This window comes from Halobacillus naozhouensis (assembly GCF_029714185.1).
Classification (GTDB): domain Bacteria; phylum Bacillota; class Bacilli; order Bacillales; family Halobacillaceae; genus Halobacillus_A; species Halobacillus_A naozhouensis.
Window position 1 is genome coordinate 3,432,845 of sequence record NZ_CP121671.1, and the last position, 20,553, is coordinate 3,453,397.

A 20,553-nucleotide genomic window follows, 5' to 3' on the forward strand; every position below is an offset into this window, starting at 1 on the left:
ATGCTGAAGACTCAATTTCAAGATAATGCCTGAAGTCTTTAACTAAATTTTTCCCGCATACTTAATTTATTTTCTCACCGTCTTCACTATAGATCTCGACGGGGGATGTCTCATTTTTAGACTCTAAAACATCTCCAACCAATTTTTGAATTTCGTTCCCTAAATCGTTTATGCTTTTATTGGAACTTTGCATTGATGTTTGAATTCTAATTAATTTATTGTCAATAGTTATATATCCACTAGTTTTATAATCCTTAAAAACCTCTTTTAAATCTTCTTGAATCAGAAGATTAATATTGGAATACTCCTCGATAGACAGGCTGTTAGTTGTATTCTTCTTTTGTTCTCTTACAATAATTTCATAATCCTCGTTCTCTTGTAGTAGTGATTTTTCTTTTGCTAACTGAACAATATCATTAACCTTTCTTTCAACGACTTCACGGCCCTCTTGGCTACTAGCCACTGGATTAATGTAAATCAGTAACTTCGGGAAATTTTCTACATCAAATTCAATAGCACTTAGTCTAACATTTATATCTTTTTCCTTTAAACCGTCTTCAATAAAGGGTATTAACTCAACAGTCCTCTGTCTTAAATCATCAATATAATCTTCTTCAAAATGTTTACCACCGACATTTATTTTTCCTTCACTACTCGATGAATTATTAAATACCATAAGTGATCCAAGAATCACACAAGAAATTAATAGACTTAATGCTACAAAATGGACTTTCTTCATTTGAATCCCCCCTATAAGGAGATGTCCAATAACATTAAGTTATTCCTAATTCCGGAATATGGTTCTTAAATGTAAAAAAACATACTAGCCATTTTCTGCTTTGGCTTTCCTTCGATGAGCAACCAAACCCCTATGGCATTTCGGTGATTTCCTTTAATCCTGAGGGTAGTTCATGTGAACACATGGTAGACTAAAAAGATTCAGTAAAATCCCTAAAGAATTTGAAACTTTTTTTGAGGATAATCACTCATATGGGTAAGGAGGTGTTTCATTGTTACATAAAAAAGTCGTAAAAGCCATCAAAGGTGATGAAGAGGCCTTTGAATTATTGATTAAAGAAGAAGGGGATAAGTTATACAAATCGGCTTTTCTCTACGTCCGCAATAAAGATGATGCCCTGGATGTCGTTCAGGAGGCTGTTACAAAAGCATTCATATCTATCCATCAACTTAAGAAACCTGAGCTTTTCAGTGCTTGGCTCATGAAAATTTTAATTCATACAGCATATGATCTTCTTCACAAGAAAAAGAAGGTTGTTCTTACTGATGACTTTTCCACGTTTAAAGACGAAGAACGCGTAGGTTATGAAGAAAAGCTCGACTTGCTCTCAGCTATTTCTACATTAAGTCATAATTATAAAACGGTCATTATCCTTTTCTATTTTCACGACCAGTCGATAAAAAGTATTGCTGAATCGATGGATAAGCCTGAAGGAACGATAAAAACCTATCTTTACCGTGCCAAAGGTGAAATAAAAAAGTTGTTAGGGGGAGTGAATCTCGATGAAAAAAGAATGGTTTAACAAGCAATGGAACGACATGGAAGTACCTCAAGAGGAGTTGAACCAGGCTATTACGAATGGCATTCAATCAGGAAAGCGAGCGAAGCATAAGAGAAAGCGCTTGAAATCAACGACTATCATTTCATCGGCTGCTGCTTCACTCGTCCTAGCCTCTGGTTTATTTTTCTCACCTGTTACGGAAGTGCTTGCAAAGGTTCCTTTGCTCAATCTCATATATGATGAGATCACTACATCGGTTGGGAGTCAACTGTTCGCAAGTGATTTAGTTACAGAACTTGATGAAAAGGCAACAGATAATGGTGTTGATATCACGATTACGAGCGCCTATTACGACAACCACGTACTAGGTATTACCTTTAAAGTAGAAGGAGATCAGCTTTCTATCGAAAACTTGGATAAAAGAAACAGCCCCCAATCAGGGTATGGATACTATTTATTTGATGGTAAGGAACAAAACCAATTGTCAGGATCGATGAGCAGACTGAAAGAAACAGAGGATGGATTTATTGGTACTTTGGAATTTTATAAATCGGATCAACCCATTGCCAGTAACTTTACCCTCCCGATAACCTTCACTTCCATATTAGGAGAAAAAGGAACATGGAGATTTGAAGTTCCTATTGAAAAAAGGCCAGCTGAGAAGATTATGGTTGAAGGTGAAACAAGCACAAAGGATGGTTCCTACTCCCTCATTATGAATTCGATAACGAAAGGAAAAGCTACAACGATTTTAGATTATAAAACCATTCGGCCAAAAGGCGGTAAGAACGATCATATCAACATTGATGTGTTTGACGACGAGGGGAATCGGCTGTCGGGGAGAAACATTGGAAAGACAATGAGTATAGAAGAAAAAAGTGGCACGATACAAGTTCAAGAGCGCTCTCTTTTTACGAGTGCAATAGATGTAAATGATGATTATTTAATGATTTATCCTGAAGTAAGTAGAGACGAATTCGATACGATTCATGCTATTCAAGACACTACATTTGAAGTGGAGAGCGATCGCTTTGGATACAAGATCGTTGTAAACAAAGTTTTAAAACAAGACCAACATTTTATCATTGATTATTATATCAAGAATGTTGATTCAGAAAGCTACCAAAAGGATATTTTTCAAAATTTCGCTGATCAAATCAAACTTATTCGATCTGAAGATGTGATTTCAAATGGTGATGGTCAAGACCAGTATGAAGCTTTAAAAGAGGATTCCCTCATTTTAGGTAAAAAAGGAAAAGTAATCAACCAAGAAGAATTGCACTTTCAATCACGGTTTAAGCTCGACAAGCCGGAAAAATTCACGATGGATGATTACTCGCTTATGGTGCCGTTTGGGATTTTCGGAATGAATGATTCTATTAAGATGGAGCCTGTCAAAGTGGATTTACCTAATCACTAAACAAAAGAAGGTCAGCTCTTTAATAACAGGAGCTGACCTAACTTTTCTAATGAGGACGTGCCTACCTATACTTAAGCTGCATGTAGATAAGTATGGAATAAACCTAAATTCGATCATTCAATCACGTCCTTAATGACTAAAGGTTAGTAAAATACTTGTACGTCTTTAATCAAGAATACGTTTCAGAATTTACATAGACCTAAATTCACGTCAATATCTCGAAATCAAACATTCCAGAATATGGCCCTTATATGTAAGAAGGGCGCTTACCTTTATTCAAGATAAGCGCCCGTTCGTATTATAAGGTTAACCAGTTTATCTGGTTGACCTATTTCTTATAGGTTATTCTTTAGGTAGCCGGGGTAGGACGCTCGCGCCCGTGGGACTCTGATCCCGTCCGCAATACTGTCCACCCCCTACTTGTAGAAACATGATTGAGGCTGGTTGGGACCTAGATCCCGCATAACAAGCGAAGCTATGACACTACAAGCTAGATATAGGGGCTGCCGGCGAAACTAACAAAAGGAGACGTGATAATGAATGGATCCAGTCATTGGCCTGGATATTGCGAAGGGAAAAAGCCAAGTACAAGCCTTTTTACAGAAAAAAGATCCTTATAAGAAAAGCTTTGTTTTCGAGCATAACGTTTTAGGCTTACATGATTTTTATCAGTTTTGGTTAGAGGTGGAAGAAATCACAGGGCGACCTCCGGTCGTCGTTTTTGAATCTACTGGCCATTACCATGAACCAGTTTTGCAGTTCTTAGAGGACCATCAAATTGTCTATTATTTGGTGAATCCGGTTCTTTCCCATGAAGCTAAGAAGATGAGCTTAAGGAAAGTAAAAACCGACGCCATTGATGCCTTTCGTTTAGGGGAGATGTATTATCTATATGATGACCTCCAACCTTTCAAAAAGAAAACCGTCAAAATCATGAATTTGAGGAATCTAACGCGCCAACATGACGCGTTAACAGGAACTTATGTACAAGTTAAACTTCAGTTCCAAACCGTATTGGATCAAGTCTTTCCGGAATATAAAACTGTCTTTGGAGCACTCTATTCACCCACCTCCTTACGAACGTTACTCCACTATCAAACACCTCAAGGTGTTAAGGAGGAAACGAAGGAAAAAATCGCTGAAGTGATTCTCCAACAAGGGGTTAAACGCTCCTATGGATGGGCATTAGATAAAGCCCATCAGCTAAAAGAGGCAGCTGAGCGAGACCCTTTCAGACGTAATTTATATACGAGCCATGTGGTGAGTTTAACGATGTTTATTCAACTTCTTCTTCAATACCAAAGGCACCTATCGAAGCTACTGAAAGAGATAGATGCCTTGGCTGAAGAATTTGATGAGTATGAAATTATCCGATCACTTCCCGGTATTGGTGGAAAGATTGCGGCAACAATCCTTTCCGAGATTGGGGAGATTGACCAGTTTAACCACCCTAAGAAACTCGTCGCCTACGCAGGAATGGACCCGAGCGTCCATGAATCTGGACAGTTTAAAGCAACCATTAACCGAATTACAAAAAGAGGATCGGCTCGCCTGCGACAAAGTCTATATAACGCGGTCCAATGTGGAATAACCAAGAATCGCAACCCAAAATTAAGAGCATATTACGATAAAAAGCGAGAAGAAGGCAAACCACATAAAGTGGCGATCATTGCTTGTGCAAACAAGCTCATTCACTGGATTTATGCCATCTTAAAAAGTAAAAAGGCCTATGTGGTTTAAAAGGAACCAATAAAATACTTTTATAGAAAATACTTCAAATCCATTAATATTGAAGTTTATTTAGTATGTTCTTTTTTATTTTACCATGTCAAATTAATCTTTTTTACCTTTAGCCATTGACCTTCTATTAGCTGGTATTGTTTAATAAAATAAAGTTTACCCTTTGCTTGCTACGGCCTCAAAGGTAACTATTTGATCTGGGGATTTTGGGTATTCTCCAAAATTATAGTCTGATGAAATTTCAATGTTCACAAAGCCAATTTCCTTAAGAATCATTTTGAATTCTTCAATCCCATACCATCTTAGTGGAAAGCGTTCCAGTTCAGTTTGTATAAGTCTCCCATTTCTCCATTTCTCGAATCGTCCATGGGAAACTGTATATTGTTGAACATAATCTACTTCCACATTTCTATCTTCCAATGTGATAATATCCCCATTGGAACACTGCCATGTCCTCGTAGAAACTTCCCCCATTGGTATTTCAGTTTGTAAGAAAATATCGAGAATGAGCTTTCCACCATTGCAAAGATGCTGAAAAAAATTCTTTAATGCTTTGATGGACTTTTCCCTTTCGTGCAATAACAAAAATGTTCCCGTTGGGACAATAATAGCTTCATATTCAGTATCCACTGAGAAAGATTCCATTTGTGCTTCGAAAAGCTTAGTAGTCAAACTTCTTTTTTCGCAGTTTTTACGGCATATTTCTAACATATCGGAGGAACTATCAAAACCATCAACATTCATTCCCTTTTCCAAAAGTGGAATGAGAACACGCCCTGTGCCTGTAGCAGGTTCAAGAATGTGTCCTTTGACAGAGGTTAATCTATCTATGTAAAATTCTACATCCCCAAATGAATGACCAATAGGTTTATCCATATCGTACACTTCAGATGATAGTGTGCTGTAATACCCTAACAATTTTCCCACCCCCTCAAAATTTAGTATCATTATAACAAACTTTGGAATTTATTCCTCCCAATATAGCCCTTAAAATGTAGAGAGGACGCGTTATTTGATAAACGCGCCCTATTCCGGAAGAATGTTTCTAAGACTTTAAAGTATGGCAGCCGTTAGCATAAGAAATGAAGACAAATTTATTTCTCTTCTACATTAATTACCACACTTCCAAATAAATTCTCACCAAAGTATGCTTTTAACTTCCATAATCCTGGACTCGGTAACATCATCAATGAAGGAATATGATGGTCTGCACCCATATGAGGTGTAAGATCGGGATTGTTATTTGGGGTTTCAAAAACGGTTAGGTTTTCACCTGTTTCTTTACTTACCGCAATAACTTTAAACGATTGCGTTAATACTTTTTGTTCGCCCCAAAAATGCCACATATATTTCTGTTTTTCGCCTTCAATAAACGGTCCATACTCTGCAAAACCTAATTTGCCATTATTACCAATCCTAAATACAAAATCACCTTTTTGCCCATCATCAGTGACTACAACTTCCCTTACTAATGTTCCGCTCACTTCCCAGTTTTCAGTCTTAATGGTTGGCTCTTGTTTTGAACAACCAATTAGTAATAGGCATATTATCGTCACTAAACTAAGTATTTTTTTCATCTTGTCCCCTTTCTATATCTGCGTTATTAGTAACTCAAATGATGGTGGTTATTCTAAATCAGATAAATTCTCCCTATACCGCGTTAACATTACTAACAATTATTTCAAAATTCCACCATTTCCACAATTCCTTATTCCATAATATGGCCCTTAAATTAAAAAAAGGACACGTTATTCGATAAACGCGCCCCTTATCTTGAAGTATTGATTTCGAGGTAATTCATATATAATCTTCCGTTTTAGCCCCCTATAATGGAAAAACTGTAAAGCTAATGAAGCCTTTTTAAAAGCTGCGTTTCCCTGCCCAAGCTCCCTGCATTTTACTAAGGAATACAATTTGCCCAATATGATATGCGTCGTGCATTGCTAAACTCTTCAATTCAAGCACTAGTGAATTATCTTCTCCTGGAACCTTTCTATACAAATCTACATGTTCTGATTTTGCTAGTATTTTTTCAAGTTCGCGATGAACATAAAAGTATTCTTGTTTTGTTTCCTTCCAATTTTCTACCGTCTCAGTTGGTAATCGAAATGTAGATTCATTATTTTCTGCCTGTGGTTCATTCGCTGTTTCACCAAGAAATCGCATCAGATATCTCTTTTCATAGAAAAGTAAATGACTAACTAATTCCCAAATGGAATTCATTGTCCCATTAGCTGGTTTCCAAATTGCCTGTTCAAAGGTAATATCCTCTAGCACTTTTTCAAGTGGCGGAAACCAATCTTCTTCATCTAAGCAGCTTGCCCATTGTTGTAACAAAAGTGTTTTTACCTCCATTTCCCATTCCCTCCAATTTAATCAGTTTAATAGATAAAACCATACAGAATTCTCAAAGGAATTTTAAATACCCACTTACCAAAATATTCAATGTGTTTTTCCATTTTCCTGCACAATTCTTAAGATAAAAAAAAGGCAACTATTCTTATTGAATAATCGCCCCCTCGTATATTATTATTAACCAGATTTTCCAGGTTACTAATAGATTTCTTCATTATCAGCTACATGAAAAAATATCAATTCATACCCTCTCTTAATTTGACCATGTTATACCAACTTACTCCACCATGTTTTGATTCAGACATGCCATGGTTATCAAACCTTAATTTTTCATAAAAAGATACTAATTCCTGTTTACAAGTTAAAGTAATTCCTTCTCTTTCATTTTCTTTTACAAATTCTTCCATTCTATCAATTAAATTCTTTGCAATCCTTTGACTTCTTGCTTGTTTGGACACTGCTAATCCTAAAACACTCTGATATCCTCCTTTTTTCGGATTCTCTTTGATTTCCGTAAAAAGATTATCGGTTATGTAAGGTTGATTAATAACAGGTCCATTAATATATCCAAGAATCTCCCCATCCCTTTCTGCCACAATAAAGGTATCAGCTATCAACTGACTCTCCAAAAATATTTCTTTTGGTGCAGCTTCTTCTAACGAAAAGCCCTCATTCTCAATAAGTAATAACTGTTCTAAATCTGCATCTTGAACATTTCTTAAAGAAATCATCTTGTTAAAACCCCATTCCTAGCTGGATTTACCAATAAAAAAAGATTTTCCCTAAACAGGATTCATAGCTTTCTTCCCCCAAGGCCTCAACAAAAGCTTTTTTGGTATTGAAGAAGGGGCTGAACTCCTTCTGAGAGTTAGCCCCTTTAATTACTTATTAAAGCCCAAATAACATAATAACTGAAGACTTTCATGAATAAATCACAGCCTTAACTTTTATACAAACTACCTGCAACTGTTACTTGTAAATTATCAATAATTTTTTTCTTCATATTTATATTTGGATTTAGCATTAACATTCCATCAATCTCCAGTTTTTTTAGATTGGACCTTGAAATGCCAAGTATTTCTGCCAATAGTTTATCAATTCTAAGATCAAAATCATATTTAGAGTAAAACCTAATGATGAGATTGTGAGATTTTGATTCAAGCCTTTCCTCCTTTAACTCGAAACGTATATTTGTATTCACTTCATTACATAGTTTTCGCAAATGAGTGAATTGAAAAGCATAGTGCCAGATTGTCTCTTTATCATTATCCATAAATTTGTAATATAGTTCAGAATTAATTTTGTTTACGTGTACTCTAGATAAAATAGGTAAATTCCAAGTTCCCTCACAATGTGTACAGTTATAAATGACCCAAACATCAACCATTTTTTGATTTGAATTTATCCTGAATTTCTCACTACAATAGAATTCTGTATCCCTTTTACATTTACTACAGTTCCTGATTACGTTGGGTATTTCTTGAGGAATAATCTCATATGTTAATAAATCATAAACGCTCATACATCGCTCCTCCTGTAATTCAGAGGAACGCCAATAACGGTTGAATGGAGAAAGATTTCCCATTTTGAAAAGCGGGATACCTTATAGGGATCCCGCTAGGAATTAAACCAACTGATTATCCCGCGTTCCCTGTAATGGTTAAAAATAGACACACTTATCCTATGACTAAAAATGCTAAGAAAAAATGTACTATTGAGTTACTTTTTAACCATTACAAGTTGTTGGCAAATCAATTCCACCTTCCATATTTCTCCTATATATCAGTATACCACTATGGTACTCTGTGTCAAAGCTATTCTCTAACAATATTATCAGTGAAAAAAAGGGCGATTGCAAATTATGTTCGGCTTGTTCCATTCTAGCCCGTTTCTTTAAGACTCGAATTCAGGATAATATTGCGATTTAAGAACTATGCAAACCTTACACCTAACAGACCTGTAACCAGGCCAGTAATTATCCCTATTGTACATAAAATCAGCCAAATCTGTTTATTACTCGGCTTCGTATGGTAATGCCAACCGACGACTCCTAATAGGAGACCTTCAATTATAAACCATGGTTCAAATAGGAGTAGATCCCAAAGTACATAGGCATGTTCACTTATGTTAAAGGTTTCTGATTCCAACCCCACCACACCTGTCATTTGAAGAATCCGATAAATAATTCCATAAATGCCATGGGAAGTAGAAATAGCACAACCGATCAAAGCTATTGTGAGCAGCAACCAGGTTAGAATTCTTCTTTTCTTAAGATGAACAAAGGCCAGACCAAGAAACCCTGCAGCTGTAAGGATGACTGAAGCTACCCAGTTTATCAGCTGAAATTCTGGAAGTTCAGCAACAGATGGTTTTAGAAGCGAAAAACCCACTGTTCCGCCATAGCCCAATAAAGGTGGGGCAGCATATAGGCAATTGACCAAATGAATACACCATACCCCGCCAACATCAGAGATTGATTTCGAGATCGTTCAGGCTGCCGGTCAAGTAACATGAGTTCTTTCGAAATCATAACTATTCGCCCTTTCTACATGATTAATTATTAAGGAAAACGAAACATTCCTTTGTGACCATAAATTGCTGGGATCCCTTCAATCACATCTACGCCTAAAAACTCTTCATTAGGCTAAAGAATTCTATAAAAAAAGCTCAATCCTTTTAAAAGAATTACGTAAATAACTAAGGATGAATTTAATATTATCTCGAAACTGAGTCTTCAACTATCCTGCCCGATTGTTCCACAAACGCGCCCCTATCACGGAAGACTTGATTTTAAGATATCTTCAAGATCTTCAATTAACGCATCCAATAGGTTAATAATCTAATTCACCGTATCTACTTCAAAATTTAATCTATCTAAATCCCAGACATCTTCATCATAATTTTTGATAACCTTCACCTGTACTTTTTGCCCTTCACCATATTTCTTTGGATTGGTCACTCGTATAGTTTGTGAATCTGGCTTATTTTCAAATTCATATGACTCTGTAGAGAATCCTGCATCGCCAACTGTTGTCCATGATTTGATTTCAATTTCCATATCCCCACTTTTTTTATTGATTTCTTTTATTTCTCCTTGAATAAATGTTCCTTCTTCAACCTGTGAACAACCTATCAAAGTAATAGCTAAAGCTGCAATAATGAAGAACATCTTGCTTTTTAACATTTGGTAATCCCCTTTAAAGATACATCTATAATAGTCCCTGTGCTTAAATAATTAGGAAAAATCATCTTTTTAGCATTCCGCCCTCAATACATAAAAACTTGATACTGAGTTAATCTCCCGTCATTCACGAATCTATGTACTTATTTAATCATTCGATCTATTTTGTTTTTTATGGATGTGTCGTTAGTAAAAAGAATGTAATTCTGTTTACTTGTTTTTATTACAACCCTTTCCGTCGTAGCATAAGGATATCCAATTCTCATAGCAGTTTGCTCTTCCCCACCATATGTTTCATCACTAATGACTTCTATGGTTTCATTTTTCGGTATCTCTACTTTGCTAAGCTGCCATGAAACAATAATATTTTCGTTACTCTCTTTTACTTTTATTCCTATCATAAAAAACCCCCCAAAACTTAAATTATATGTCCAATACATTTCGGATTTAACACCTATTATTATAGATACGATACCAATCCAATTTAGTTTCAACTGACTATTACCTCGAAATCAAGTCTTCAACTATCTTGCCCTTATATGTAAGAAGGGCGCTTACCTTTATTCAAGATAAGCGCCCGATTGTTTTACAATGCGCCCCTATCCCGATATAAAAACAACGTAAGTGCATTTAATAAAATGGTAACAATGACAAGTACTGTTGAAGCAACAGCTACACCACGCATTGTATCCCCCAGAGCAGCCCAGTCTTCAATTTTTACCAAGTGAAGGTTATAAAAAATTTGTAAACATATTGCGATAGCGCAAGCGCTGAAACTGATAATAGAAAGAGCAATCCATTTCATATTCTTCTGTTTTTTATCTCCCGCAAGATTAATAATAGGAATTATCCAAGCTACTAATCCAAGTATCAAACTTCCGACGTTAAGCCAACCAGCATCAATCATATTTCATCCCACCTTCATTTTTTCTTTCTAAATTTCTCCTTAACAAATGGCCCTATACATTAAGAAAAGCGCAATTCTTTGCTCGAGAATTGCGCCCTTTAGTTTAACAAGAATCCCTGTATAGCAACGAAAAAAACAAATAAAGAAACAATTATGTTCGCATACCCCCAAAATCTTTTATTGGTTTTATGAAGGTCATTTCTGTGTTTTTGAAGTTCGTCTAACCCTATTACTAACAAGAACGCTCCTAGGGATAACATCGTAAACGGCTGTAATTCAGGGGTTTGATTAAACAAACTATATCCTGATAGAAAAACAACGACCAGTGCCAAGATAATTCTACTAATTTTAAACAATATTTATCACCTTTTCTTCCTTCCCCCTCGCAATCTGTATCTATTTTAACATAAATATCCAAATATCTTTTGAAAGGATCTTCAACAATCTGGCCCATTTCATGCAAAAGAGCGCAAATCCTTATTCCGGATAAGCGCCCGATAACAGAATACTTGATTTCAAGATAATTTTAAAAGCCAATAATAGTGATCTTCCACTATTGCCCCCGTTAATGGAACAATGTTTGTTATTGATTTAAAAGTCTTGTGATAAAACCAAAATTATCATCATCTTTTACTAGAAAATCAAAACCCAAATAAGCTGCACTACCAAGTAAAATTGCCCAAAATGCGATACTAGCCGTCATTAATGCTAAGGTTTTTGAACGTGTACCGCCAAATGAGACAGCTAGTAGTGCTGTTAAATGACTACCTACAAAAAACGGTCCAATGAATGCTAAGCCAGGCAAACCGTATTTATCCCAAATATTCTTCGCACGTTTATTTTTAGAGTCACTTTTTTCTTTATTGCCTATTTTCTTCTTACGCCAATTGCGAACTGAGTCTACAAACACAATAAGTAAAACTAGCGTTAATAAATTGCCTAAAAATGCAATAATAATAACTGGGATTGCTGGAATACCACCTATAATTGCAATCGGTACTATCATTGCTACCTCAAAAAAAGGGATTGCTGCTAATAAAAAAATAATAAAATACGTCCATATCATTCTCTAATACCCCATATATGCTTTACCTTCACTTTCAGCATATTTCCTTTCAAGTTCATCAGTTTAAAACAAAAGCTTTTCAACAAAATGGCCCTTTTCATAAAGAAAGAGCGCCAATTATTATGAGAATACAATTTGCCTCCTTTTATAAGAATTATGAAAGCCATTTCATTCTAACATAAAATGGAATAATCATTTCCTTCTTTCTTCAATTATTCTTGTTCAACAAACTGGTCCAAAATGTAAAAAAGACGCGTTACTCGATAAACGCGCCCCGTTAACGGAGGAAATATGATTTATTTCTTCTCAAAACTCTTAATAAGTCTTATAAGCCAATATAATACTATCCAAGGAAGTATAAATTTTGTCGCCCATTCCATTAAATTTGGAACTACATATGATATGTTGACTCCTATAAAATCGAGAACAAACCAAAGTAACAATATAAGTGCTATATCAATGACTATGTATATAATTGGCATATTATCAATCTGTTTAGATCGTTTAATCGTTTCTCGAAAAGCTAACACAATTAGTACAATGGTTAGTATTAAAATTGCAAAAGTAATTAATTGGACTACAATATCACTCCAAACAATTTCATTCATATAAACAACACTCCAGTAAGGTATAATCAAGATGAAAATATTATACCAATTATTTCAAATTGGCTTTGTTTTTGCAATGAGTTATTCAGTTATCTGGACCTTCGTATTAAAGCAAAAGTAGCGCAAGTCTTATCCAATTCTTGCGCCTTTTTACAGAAGATTTGATTTCAGAACTAATCTCCCTTACCTAGATACGTTTCCTCAAAACTATTTCCATCTACATTCTCTACAGACAACTCACCCTCTATAGCACCTAGTCCTACCATTATATACGGGTTATTTTCGCCATTTTTCTTTTCGCTCTCAGATAGAGTAATTTTGGTATCCCCTAAAACTATATCTACATTATCTAACTCCAATGATTTATTTTCATTTCCAGATGATACTACAACCATTTTTTTACCTTCTGATATTGTAAATACTTTAAATCCTCTGGTATCCGAATTATTCTGCAGTTTCGTTACATATGTTTCAATTTCACCTACTTCACCCAACCTGCTTTTTTCCAAAACCCAGTTGTTTTCAGGTGAATAACCTCCACAAGCAACTAAAATTGAACTGATAAATATAACCATAAATACAAAAAGAACCTTTTTCAATAGTCTCCCCCTATCCGTTAAACCTTCAATTAAATTCTTACTATATACTACAAATTTTTCAAAATTTGTTTCCGTTTTAACACAAAATGGAAACAAAAAATCGCTATGTCTTTAATAATCCTTATTCAACAATCTGGCCCTTATCTTGAAGACTTGATTTCGAGATAGTCTAAACAAATATGATGGCTTTGCCAATTACAGGACTCTTAATTACACTTACCACGAAGGAGCTTGCAGTTGTCATACACAAACTTGTAGCAGAAGCTGAAGTGAAAAAGGATTATAAAAAATCAAAAAGATACTTATCGTTTCGTTATGCACTACGAGTTTCTCTGGGAGTATTAATAATGATCGGAACACTTGTAGGAGCAAAACACCTTGCTCCAGTATTTTTTCACGGATGAACGTGGCTTGTATCCTATGTTGGCAGTTATCCCACTTATCCCAGTCGTAGCTATATCTTCAGCGATTAAGGGATTTTTTCGAGGAAATAGAACATAACTCCACTGGCTTCATAATTACTCCAATAATTATTTGAAAATGTTTATTTTTTAACAAATGTATCCCATCTCCCATTATGTTAAAGTTTAGCTTAACAACAATTATTTCAAATTGTCACCAGTTTCACAGTCTAGTATTCACGAATATGATCCTTTCCATAATGAAAGAGCGCAATTCTCACTCCAGAATTGCGCTCCTTTTAACAGAAGATCCGATTTCAAGATAACCATAACGACATTAATATCGATCTTCAGTTACTATCCCCTTGTATGTCCTAGTGATAAGGTTCTTAATAATGATTCTCCTAATTCGAATGCTTTTCTTTTACGATCTAAAATGTATCAATTATAGTATTTCTATATACCCTTCTGTTCCATTCACCCTGATCCTTTGTCCATCCTTGATCAACTTCGTAGCATTTTCCACTCCGACAACTGCTGGTAAGCCATATTCACGTGCGATAACCGCTCCATGGGTCATCAGTCCCCCCACTTCGGTGACCAGACCTTTAATGGATACAAACAATGGTGTCCAGCTAGGGTCAGTAAAGGCGGTGATTAATATATCTCCATCTTCTAGATCAGCATCTTTCATGTTTAAGATGACACGTGCTCGTCCTTCTATAACTCCCGAAGAAACGGGGAGACCTACAATAGCTCCGGCTGGGAGATTTTCTCGTTTGTACTGCCCTGTAATGATTTCACCATCAGACGTAATAACACGTGGAGGAGTTAGTTTTTCATATAGTTTGTGCTCGTCTTTTCGTTTGCTGTTGATCTGGTAATCCAATTTATTTGTGCGGACGACTTCGTGAAGTTCTTCAAAAGTGAGGTAGTATATATCTTCTTTTTCATGAATAACGTTGGCTTGTACGAGTTGTTCAGCTTCTTTCAGTAAAGCCTGCTTATAAAGGAAGTAGCGATTAATCATGCCGTATTTTGGATATTCACGATAACCGATGAAATTCCGTATTAGGCTGATCATACGTTTTGTTTTTTTGGCTTTTTGTTCACCATCCGGTAATTGTTTCAAACGATCTAATAACTCTTGTTCTTTTCTCAAAGCCTTCTGTCGTCCTTGATCAAATATCTGATTGCTAGCATTTGGCTCAAAATTTTTGATGTTACTGAGAATCATGGGGACAAGTGTAGTTGGTTTTTCGCTCCAACGGGTTTTAGTAATATCGATTTCTCCGACACACCGCATGCCATATTTGTTGAGATATTCATAGATAGCGGCTTGTGCTTCCTTTCCACCATCGAACTTTATCAATTCATTTAAAAAGTCATCATCTTCCTCTTTTACATGGTGTAAATAATCAACTACTTCTGGATAAGGACGAATCACATCTGCGACATCCAGCAGTGCTAGCCCCATTTCCGAAGTAATATTGTTTGGTACAGATTGAGATAGCGTGTCTGCTACGTTCTTTTCACCCAACCACTCATTCATTTTTTCATTGATCCATGATGAAGCGTCCATAGCAGCCCTAATCACTTCCAAACTTTGTGGGTCAAATAAAACTTTCTTTAATTGCTGGATATCTTCTAGAATAAACCTAAATAATTCCGGTCCTGATTTCGTTTGGATGTTTTGTTTTAACTCTTCTATCGATGTTTGACTACTCTTAATCAATTCATGAACGATTGTCGGATCGTTTTCCATTTTTTCTAGAAAACTCTCAGACGTATCTCTATTGCTTTCACTGTGACTCGGAGCTTTTTCTTCTTCACCATTTGATATCGATCTTATAAAACCTTCTCGCTCTGCTATAGTCATGAGCGCGTCTTTTATGAGCGGATCGGATTGCCCCAAGGTATCTACTATATTTCTCCTGCTAACAGGTGAAGCCAACATAGGTGTTACATCAACAAACAACCTTCCACCAGCTTTACGCATGGGTGCAGGAGTGGTTAACAGGAATAGAGACATTCCCAATGGTTTCATGGGGTCGGTCATCATTTGTTGATGTCCAACAGATACATAGACGTGATTTTCTTGGACATTCGTTTCAGGGATGGGGTATAGAGTCGTAATTGGACGACTCTGAACAATGTAAAATGTATCATCAACCAAACACCATTCAATGTCTTGTGGGCAACCAAAATAAGCTTCGATCTGTCTACCGATCTTTGCTAGTTGTAAAATTTGTCGGTCAGTAAGGGTTTGAGTCTTTTGCTGACCAGGCTCGATCTGCTGTGTCTCTGTTCCGCCTTCTTTTAAGGCATAGATGGCTAGTTTTTTAGTTGCTATCATCTTATCGACGACTTCCTCTTCCTGTACTTTATAACAATCCGCAGATACTAAGCCAGAGACAAGTGCCTCACCGAGTCCAAAGCTAGCATCGATTGACAGCATCTTACGGTTTGAGGTAACTGGATCAGCTGTAAATAATATTCCGGAAGCTTGTGGAAAGATCATCCTTTGAATAACAACAGACAGATAAACCTTGCGATGGTCAAATTCGTTTTTCATTCGATAAATCACAGCACGATCAGTAAATAGTGAAGCCCAGCACTTACTAATATGTTGTAAAATGGTGTCCTTTCCTTTGATGTTTAAATAGGTGTCCTGTTGACCAGCAAAGGAGGCAAATGGAAGATCCTCGGCTGTAGCACTTGAACGAACAGCATAGGCATGCTCGGCGCCAAAAGTTGAGAGACAGCGATCGATCTCTTCTTCGATCCCCTTCTCGATCCCGGTCCCCTCAATCAACTCACGAATCTTCCTGCTGACTTCACTAATTCTTTCTCGTTCCTCCACTTTTAGAACTGCTAGTTGATCCAGTAATTGATGAAGCTCCACATTTTCTCCAATGACTCTTTTATATGCCTCAGTGGTAACACAAAATCCCTCTGGTACAAGTGTTCCTTCAATCCTCGAACATTCGCCCAAATTCATCCCTTTGCCACCGACTAACATTTGTCTCGTTTTATCAATCTCCCGAAACTCTAATACATATGGTTTCATTTCTTCCCCTCCCATTTATCACTCAATACCAATACGAATCATACGAAAAAAATTGGGCATCTGATCAACCAATTACACTGTCCACTCGTTCCTGCTCCTGGCGAAGTTCCATGTTCCTAGCAAACACTCCTTTTTAAAAAAATAAAAATAGGGGTTGACTGAAAAGAATTTCGCGAGGTATAATTAAAATAAGGGAAATTATACGGAAATCCATTAACAGCGTATATCTATATAAATCTACCACAGTTTTATATTTTTATCAATTTATTTACGCGCCCATCGCTATGATGGATCATAATGTACAAGAAAAAACCTATTTCACAAGGCAAATGTATGGTCATGTAGTGGTAGCGTCAGGAAAATACGTATTTACGACGTTAAGGAAACTCCAATATGAAAGCCCAATTTCTTAGTATTAATACTAAGAAATTGGGCTTTTTTCGTTACTCTATTAAAGAGCCCGTTTGTTTAAGTACATTTTTACAAACAAACTGCCAGCTTCCACTGGCTCAAGTTATTGGGTGAACACTTAAATGGAGAATCAATTATTCGTTAAGTGTTGAAAAATTACTTCATCTCATTTGCAACTTAACTCGTAGCCACTCACTGAATCCCCCCTTTAGTACTTTACTGAACATTATTGAAAGCGCTCACGCATACTGCTATGGTAAGTTTGTACCATGTTTTACCTTAAATGTATTTTATTATTATAAGAGGGAGTAGGAAGTGATTGTTATAGCTAAAGGTGGAAATCAAGTATCTGATCAATGATGTCTTCTTTGCAATATTAGGATGTTGTCTCCTTTTTAACGTTCTAATAGAAAGGCTGGTTAAATGATTAATACATTAGACGAGGTACAAAATAAAAGGTTTATTCGAATTAGATTGTGTATGTACATTTTATTAGTCTTTATCTTCATGCTTGGTTTTTTTGAGAGATTTGCTCCTGGAGCATTTGCATCTGATTTGATGGTTGAATTTAAAATCACCGGTGCTACTCTAGGGTCTATAACAGCCGTTTATTTTGTTACCTATACCGCTTTACAAATCCCAGCAGGAGTTTTAGCTGATCGTGTAGGTCCAAAGAAAATTGTAAGTACGGGCGCAATTATTGCAGGTCTTGGTTCACTAATATTTAGTTTATCCCCTACTCTTGCGTTGATTAGTTTCGGTAGATTTCTTGTTGGACTTGGAGGAGCCACAGTATTTATTGGTATTATGAAATTTAATACTCAATGGTTCAATAAGAAAAATTATGGCATGATTAGTGGGGTCACATTATTATTAGGCAACCTTGGGGCAGCGATAAGTGCAGGTCCACTGGCAGTTCTTTTAAGTTACGTTACTTGGAGAAATACTTTCCTTACTACCGGTGTCACCGCTATATCATTAGGAATTTTGATATATCTTTTTGTAGAAAACAGTCCTAAGGATGCAGGTTTTAATCAGAACATGAACGATTCTAGGACAGAAGGAATGAAGGAAAAATGGTATAAAGAGTTAATACAGGTATTTTTAAATAAAGATATTTGGCCGATTTTTATTGCTAGTATAGGAACAAACGCAACATTCTACGCTTTTGCAGGCTTGTGGGGCATTCCCTTACTAACGGATAGTTTTGACCTATCAAATAAGCAAGCATCCCTAAACACTACTATAGGTTTAACAGCTTACGGATTCTTCTCACTTGTGATCGGATGGTGGTCGGATAAAGCTGGAACAAGGAAACCTTTTGTAATTGGAAGTTCCCTAATTTCCGCATTGGGCTGGTTGGGATTAATCATTCTGCCTTGGCAACCAGGGTGGTCTGGGATTTTACTGTATTTAATGATTGGTTTAGCAGCAGCTCAAATGGTCGTTTCTTTTGCCGTTGTGAAAGAAGTGGTTCCATCCTGGGTAGCAGGGATGGCTCTTGCATTGGTAAATACGGGCGTTTTCTTAGCTGTGAGTTTAATCCAACCTTTGTTCGGATTGATGATAGACCTTAGTTGGAGTGGTGCATGGATGGATGGTGCAAGGCAATATTCGTTTGAAAATTATAGGAGTGGTTTATGGTTAACCTTTGCTATAAGCTTTGCAGGTTTAATCGCTTCTTTTTTTGTAACAGAAACCTATTGTGGAGAAAAGGAAGTAAGGGATATCCAGAAAAAAGCCTCATCTATTTGATCAGCAAATAGATGAGACTCCTTAGATTTTCTTTTATTCTTCTGCTTCTTGAGCAAATTTAGCTGTTTGTCCAGAATTTAGACCCTTAGCGAGCCACGGAACCCCCTAGCAGCATAGTAGGATTCTGCTCCGTTGTGATACACGAAAACGTGCCCGAAGCGAAAATCGCAAAAAAGAGCACCGCCACGCTCTCTAATATCAGATGGTGTTTGCACCCAACTCGACGTTTTCTTATCGAGGTTTTCATGTTTCTGCAACGCGCGATATTGTTCTTCCGTTAAAAGTTCAATGCCCATGGTCGTTGCCATATCAATAGCATTATTTTCCGGTTTATGTTTTTTCCTTGACTCCAGTGCTTCACGGTCGTAACAAACACTTCTGCGACCTTTAGGACTTTCCGCTGAACAATCATAAAAAATGAATTCGTCCTTGTTTTTATCATAATCAACAACATCTGGCTCACCGCCAGTTCTCTCCATTTCATTGAGTGACCACAGCTTTTCAGTATTAGCATCCAGCTTTGCTTGGACTTTAGACCATTCAAGATCTTTATGGCGGTTCATGTTTTTCTCAAAACGGGCTTTCAATACTCTGTATAATTCTTCACGTTGCTCTAGTGACAACTCCTTTTTATTGCTGATTTTACTACTCTCTGTCATGTCAATTTGCCTCCTTATTATTTTTACTCATAATGGTATTTGTTTTTTAATAAATCGCTTACATAATTGTAAATTCAGTTTACACTAAATTATAGGAGTTAGTAAAATCCACCCCTCCACAATCTGTTGTTCCAATACATTAATAAAAGCGCAATCCTTTGCTTCAGAATTGCGCCCCTTTGATGAATAAAGATTAAAGAGTTTGTGTGTATTCAGATAGATTGTATGTCGCTTAACTAATTATCCCTATTTTAGAACTATGCTTCAAAGTTTACTGCATCTAGCCAGGGTTCTGTTAATTATCCCCAATCTAGCCCTATAGATAAATAAAGAGCGCGATTCTTACTTCAGAATTGCGCTCCTTTTCATAAATTAACCTATTTAACTCCTGTTATAAGGGGATTATCCATCGTATTTCATTTACTCACCTTGAAGAAGAATAGATGTTTTGTTTTCTACCAGACCTCTAATTTCCATACATACGTTTCAAAGGGATTAAAGTAGTTAATACTTTGGTAATATTAAGGTAACGTCACGGTAATATGTGTAACGTTCGCTAAAAAGGGAGATTGCATGGATCAAAAAGGGCACATTCAATATGTACTTGCTCAGTTAGTGACAATGGACGACATAACAATAGAAGATTACCCTCACTTGCCGTATGGTAAAAAGGTGATAGACCAACAGGATGATTATATGATTATTTACTGGGATAAGAAAACAAAACATGTCAAATATACGTTTAAGGGAATGGACAATTACTTTTTTATACTTTCCTAGAATATTCATTGAATACCTAGGAGAAGTGGGAAATAATAAATACAAAAAGCATGGCCCCCTCAATTGCAAATTGAGCACGAT

At 36.3% G+C, this 20,553-nt stretch carries 23 protein-coding genes; 6 read left to right on the forward strand and 17 right to left on the reverse strand.

Annotation, left to right across the window (positions count from 1 at the left end; translation table 11 throughout):
* Nucleotides 1–61 precede the first annotated feature (61 nt).
* The gene (locus P9989_RS17670; RefSeq protein WP_283076172.1) at nucleotides 62–739 is read right to left on the reverse strand and encodes a hypothetical protein; all 678 of its coding nucleotides are present in this window, start codon (nucleotides 737–739) and stop codon (nucleotides 62–64) included.
* A gap of 271 nt (nucleotides 740–1,010) precedes the next feature.
* On the opposite strand from P9989_RS17670, the gene P9989_RS17675 reads away from it, so the two are divergent.
* From P9989_RS17675 to P9989_RS17685, 3 genes are all read left to right on the forward strand, one after another.
* A complete protein-coding gene (locus tag P9989_RS17675; RefSeq protein WP_283076173.1) occupies nucleotides 1,011–1,541 on the forward strand; it encodes a sigma-70 family RNA polymerase sigma factor in 531 nt (176 codons plus the stop codon).
* A complete protein-coding gene (locus P9989_RS17680) occupies nucleotides 1,522–2,940 on the forward strand; it encodes a DUF4179 domain-containing protein (protein ID WP_283076174.1) in 1,419 nt (472 codons plus the stop codon). The genes P9989_RS17675 and P9989_RS17680 overlap by 20 nt, the downstream gene beginning before the upstream one ends.
* 540 nt (nucleotides 2,941–3,480) lie before the next feature.
* Nucleotides 3,481–4,680 carry an IS110 family RNA-guided transposase gene (locus tag P9989_RS17685; protein WP_283076175.1) on the forward strand — a complete coding sequence of 400 codons (1,200 nt, stop codon included), beginning with the start codon at nucleotides 3,481–3,483 and terminating at the stop codon, nucleotides 4,678–4,680.
* Nucleotides 4,681–4,836: 156 nt separating this feature from the next.
* On the opposite strand, the gene P9989_RS17690 is transcribed toward P9989_RS17685, so the two are convergent.
* The 14 genes from P9989_RS17690 to P9989_RS17755 all read right to left on the reverse strand — a co-directional run bounded on the left by P9989_RS17690 (nucleotide 4,837) and on the right by P9989_RS17755 (nucleotide 13,396).
* Nucleotides 4,837–5,598, reverse strand: coding sequence for a class I SAM-dependent methyltransferase (locus tag P9989_RS17690; protein WP_283076176.1), 762 nt, complete (start codon nucleotides 5,596–5,598; stop codon nucleotides 4,837–4,839).
* A 176-nt stretch (nucleotides 5,599–5,774) separates the two neighbouring features.
* Complete coding sequence (locus tag P9989_RS17695; protein WP_283076177.1) at nucleotides 5,775–6,257, reverse strand: DUF4871 domain-containing protein; 483 nt, start codon at nucleotides 6,255–6,257, stop codon at nucleotides 5,775–5,777.
* A 283-nt stretch (nucleotides 6,258–6,540) separates the two neighbouring features.
* Nucleotides 6,541–7,035 carry a DinB family protein gene (locus P9989_RS17700; protein ID WP_283076178.1) on the reverse strand — a complete coding sequence of 165 codons (495 nt, stop codon included), beginning with the start codon at nucleotides 7,033–7,035 and terminating at the stop codon, nucleotides 6,541–6,543.
* A 236-nt stretch (nucleotides 7,036–7,271) separates the two neighbouring features.
* Nucleotides 7,272–7,766, reverse strand: coding sequence for a GNAT family N-acetyltransferase (locus P9989_RS17705; RefSeq protein WP_283076179.1), 495 nt, complete (start codon nucleotides 7,764–7,766; stop codon nucleotides 7,272–7,274).
* Nucleotides 7,767–7,975: 209 nt separating this feature from the next.
* The gene (locus P9989_RS17710; RefSeq protein WP_283076180.1) at nucleotides 7,976–8,557 is read right to left on the reverse strand and encodes a DUF1062 domain-containing protein; all 582 of its coding nucleotides are present in this window, start codon (nucleotides 8,555–8,557) and stop codon (nucleotides 7,976–7,978) included.
* A 409-nt stretch (nucleotides 8,558–8,966) separates the two neighbouring features.
* Complete coding sequence (locus tag P9989_RS17715; protein WP_283076181.1) at nucleotides 8,967–9,425, reverse strand: DUF3995 domain-containing protein; 459 nt, start codon at nucleotides 9,423–9,425, stop codon at nucleotides 8,967–8,969.
* Nucleotides 9,407–9,565: a hypothetical protein gene (locus P9989_RS17720; protein WP_283076182.1), complete on the reverse strand. Its 159-nt coding sequence runs from the start codon at nucleotides 9,563–9,565 to the stop codon at nucleotides 9,407–9,409. The genes P9989_RS17715 and P9989_RS17720 overlap by 19 nt, the downstream gene beginning before the upstream one ends.
* Nucleotides 9,566–9,874: 309 nt before the next feature.
* A complete protein-coding gene (locus P9989_RS17725; RefSeq protein WP_283076183.1) occupies nucleotides 9,875–10,219 on the reverse strand; it encodes a hypothetical protein in 345 nt (114 codons plus the stop codon).
* A gap of 140 nt (nucleotides 10,220–10,359) precedes the next feature.
* Nucleotides 10,360–10,617 (reverse strand): SunI/YnzG family protein, encoded by a 258-nt coding sequence (locus P9989_RS17730; RefSeq protein WP_283078967.1) that lies wholly within the window; start codon nucleotides 10,615–10,617, stop codon nucleotides 10,360–10,362.
* 185 nt (nucleotides 10,618–10,802) lie between these two features.
* Nucleotides 10,803–11,123, reverse strand: a complete 321-nt coding sequence (locus tag P9989_RS17735) for a hypothetical protein (RefSeq protein WP_283076184.1) — start codon at nucleotides 11,121–11,123, stop codon at nucleotides 10,803–10,805.
* Nucleotides 11,124–11,221: 98 nt separating this feature from the next.
* Nucleotides 11,222–11,479 (reverse strand): DUF3953 domain-containing protein, encoded by a 258-nt coding sequence (locus tag P9989_RS17740; protein WP_283076185.1) that lies wholly within the window; start codon nucleotides 11,477–11,479, stop codon nucleotides 11,222–11,224.
* 227 nt (nucleotides 11,480–11,706) lie between these two features.
* Nucleotides 11,707–12,189 (reverse strand): small multi-drug export protein, encoded by a 483-nt coding sequence (locus tag P9989_RS17745; protein ID WP_283075648.1) that lies wholly within the window; start codon nucleotides 12,187–12,189, stop codon nucleotides 11,707–11,709.
* A 296-nt stretch (nucleotides 12,190–12,485) separates the two neighbouring features.
* Complete coding sequence (locus P9989_RS17750; protein ID WP_283075649.1) at nucleotides 12,486–12,797, reverse strand: hypothetical protein; 312 nt, start codon at nucleotides 12,795–12,797, stop codon at nucleotides 12,486–12,488.
* Nucleotides 12,798–12,970: 173 nt separating this feature from the next.
* Nucleotides 12,971–13,396 (reverse strand): hypothetical protein, encoded by a 426-nt coding sequence (locus tag P9989_RS17755; RefSeq protein ID WP_283076186.1) that lies wholly within the window; start codon nucleotides 13,394–13,396, stop codon nucleotides 12,971–12,973.
* A gap of 179 nt (nucleotides 13,397–13,575) precedes the next feature.
* Here P9989_RS17755 and P9989_RS17760 point away from each other — a divergent pair, with 179 nt between their 5' ends.
* Nucleotides 13,576–13,800, forward strand: coding sequence for a hypothetical protein (locus tag P9989_RS17760; protein WP_283076187.1), 225 nt, complete (start codon nucleotides 13,576–13,578; stop codon nucleotides 13,798–13,800).
* Nucleotides 13,801–14,242: 442 nt separating this feature from the next.
* Here P9989_RS17760 and ppsA read toward each other — a convergent pair whose 3' ends face one another.
* Nucleotides 14,243–16,867 (reverse strand): phosphoenolpyruvate synthase, encoded by a 2,625-nt coding sequence (ppsA, locus tag P9989_RS17765; RefSeq protein WP_283076188.1) that lies wholly within the window; start codon nucleotides 16,865–16,867, stop codon nucleotides 14,243–14,245.
* 891 nt (nucleotides 16,868–17,758) lie between these two features.
* Here ppsA and P9989_RS17770 point away from each other — a divergent pair.
* A complete protein-coding gene (locus P9989_RS17770) occupies nucleotides 17,759–19,033 on the forward strand; it encodes an MFS transporter (RefSeq protein ID WP_283076189.1) in 1,275 nt (424 codons plus the stop codon).
* A gap of 77 nt (nucleotides 19,034–19,110) precedes the next feature.
* On the opposite strand, the gene P9989_RS17775 is transcribed toward P9989_RS17770, so the two are convergent.
* A complete protein-coding gene (locus P9989_RS17775) occupies nucleotides 19,111–19,692 on the reverse strand; it encodes a DUF4256 domain-containing protein (protein ID WP_283076190.1) in 582 nt (193 codons plus the stop codon).
* Nucleotides 19,693–20,265: 573 nt separating this feature from the next.
* On the opposite strand from P9989_RS17775, the gene P9989_RS17780 reads away from it, so the two are divergent.
* A complete protein-coding gene (locus tag P9989_RS17780) occupies nucleotides 20,266–20,472 on the forward strand; it encodes a hypothetical protein (protein WP_283076191.1) in 207 nt (68 codons plus the stop codon).
* Nucleotides 20,473–20,553 lie beyond the last annotated feature (81 nt).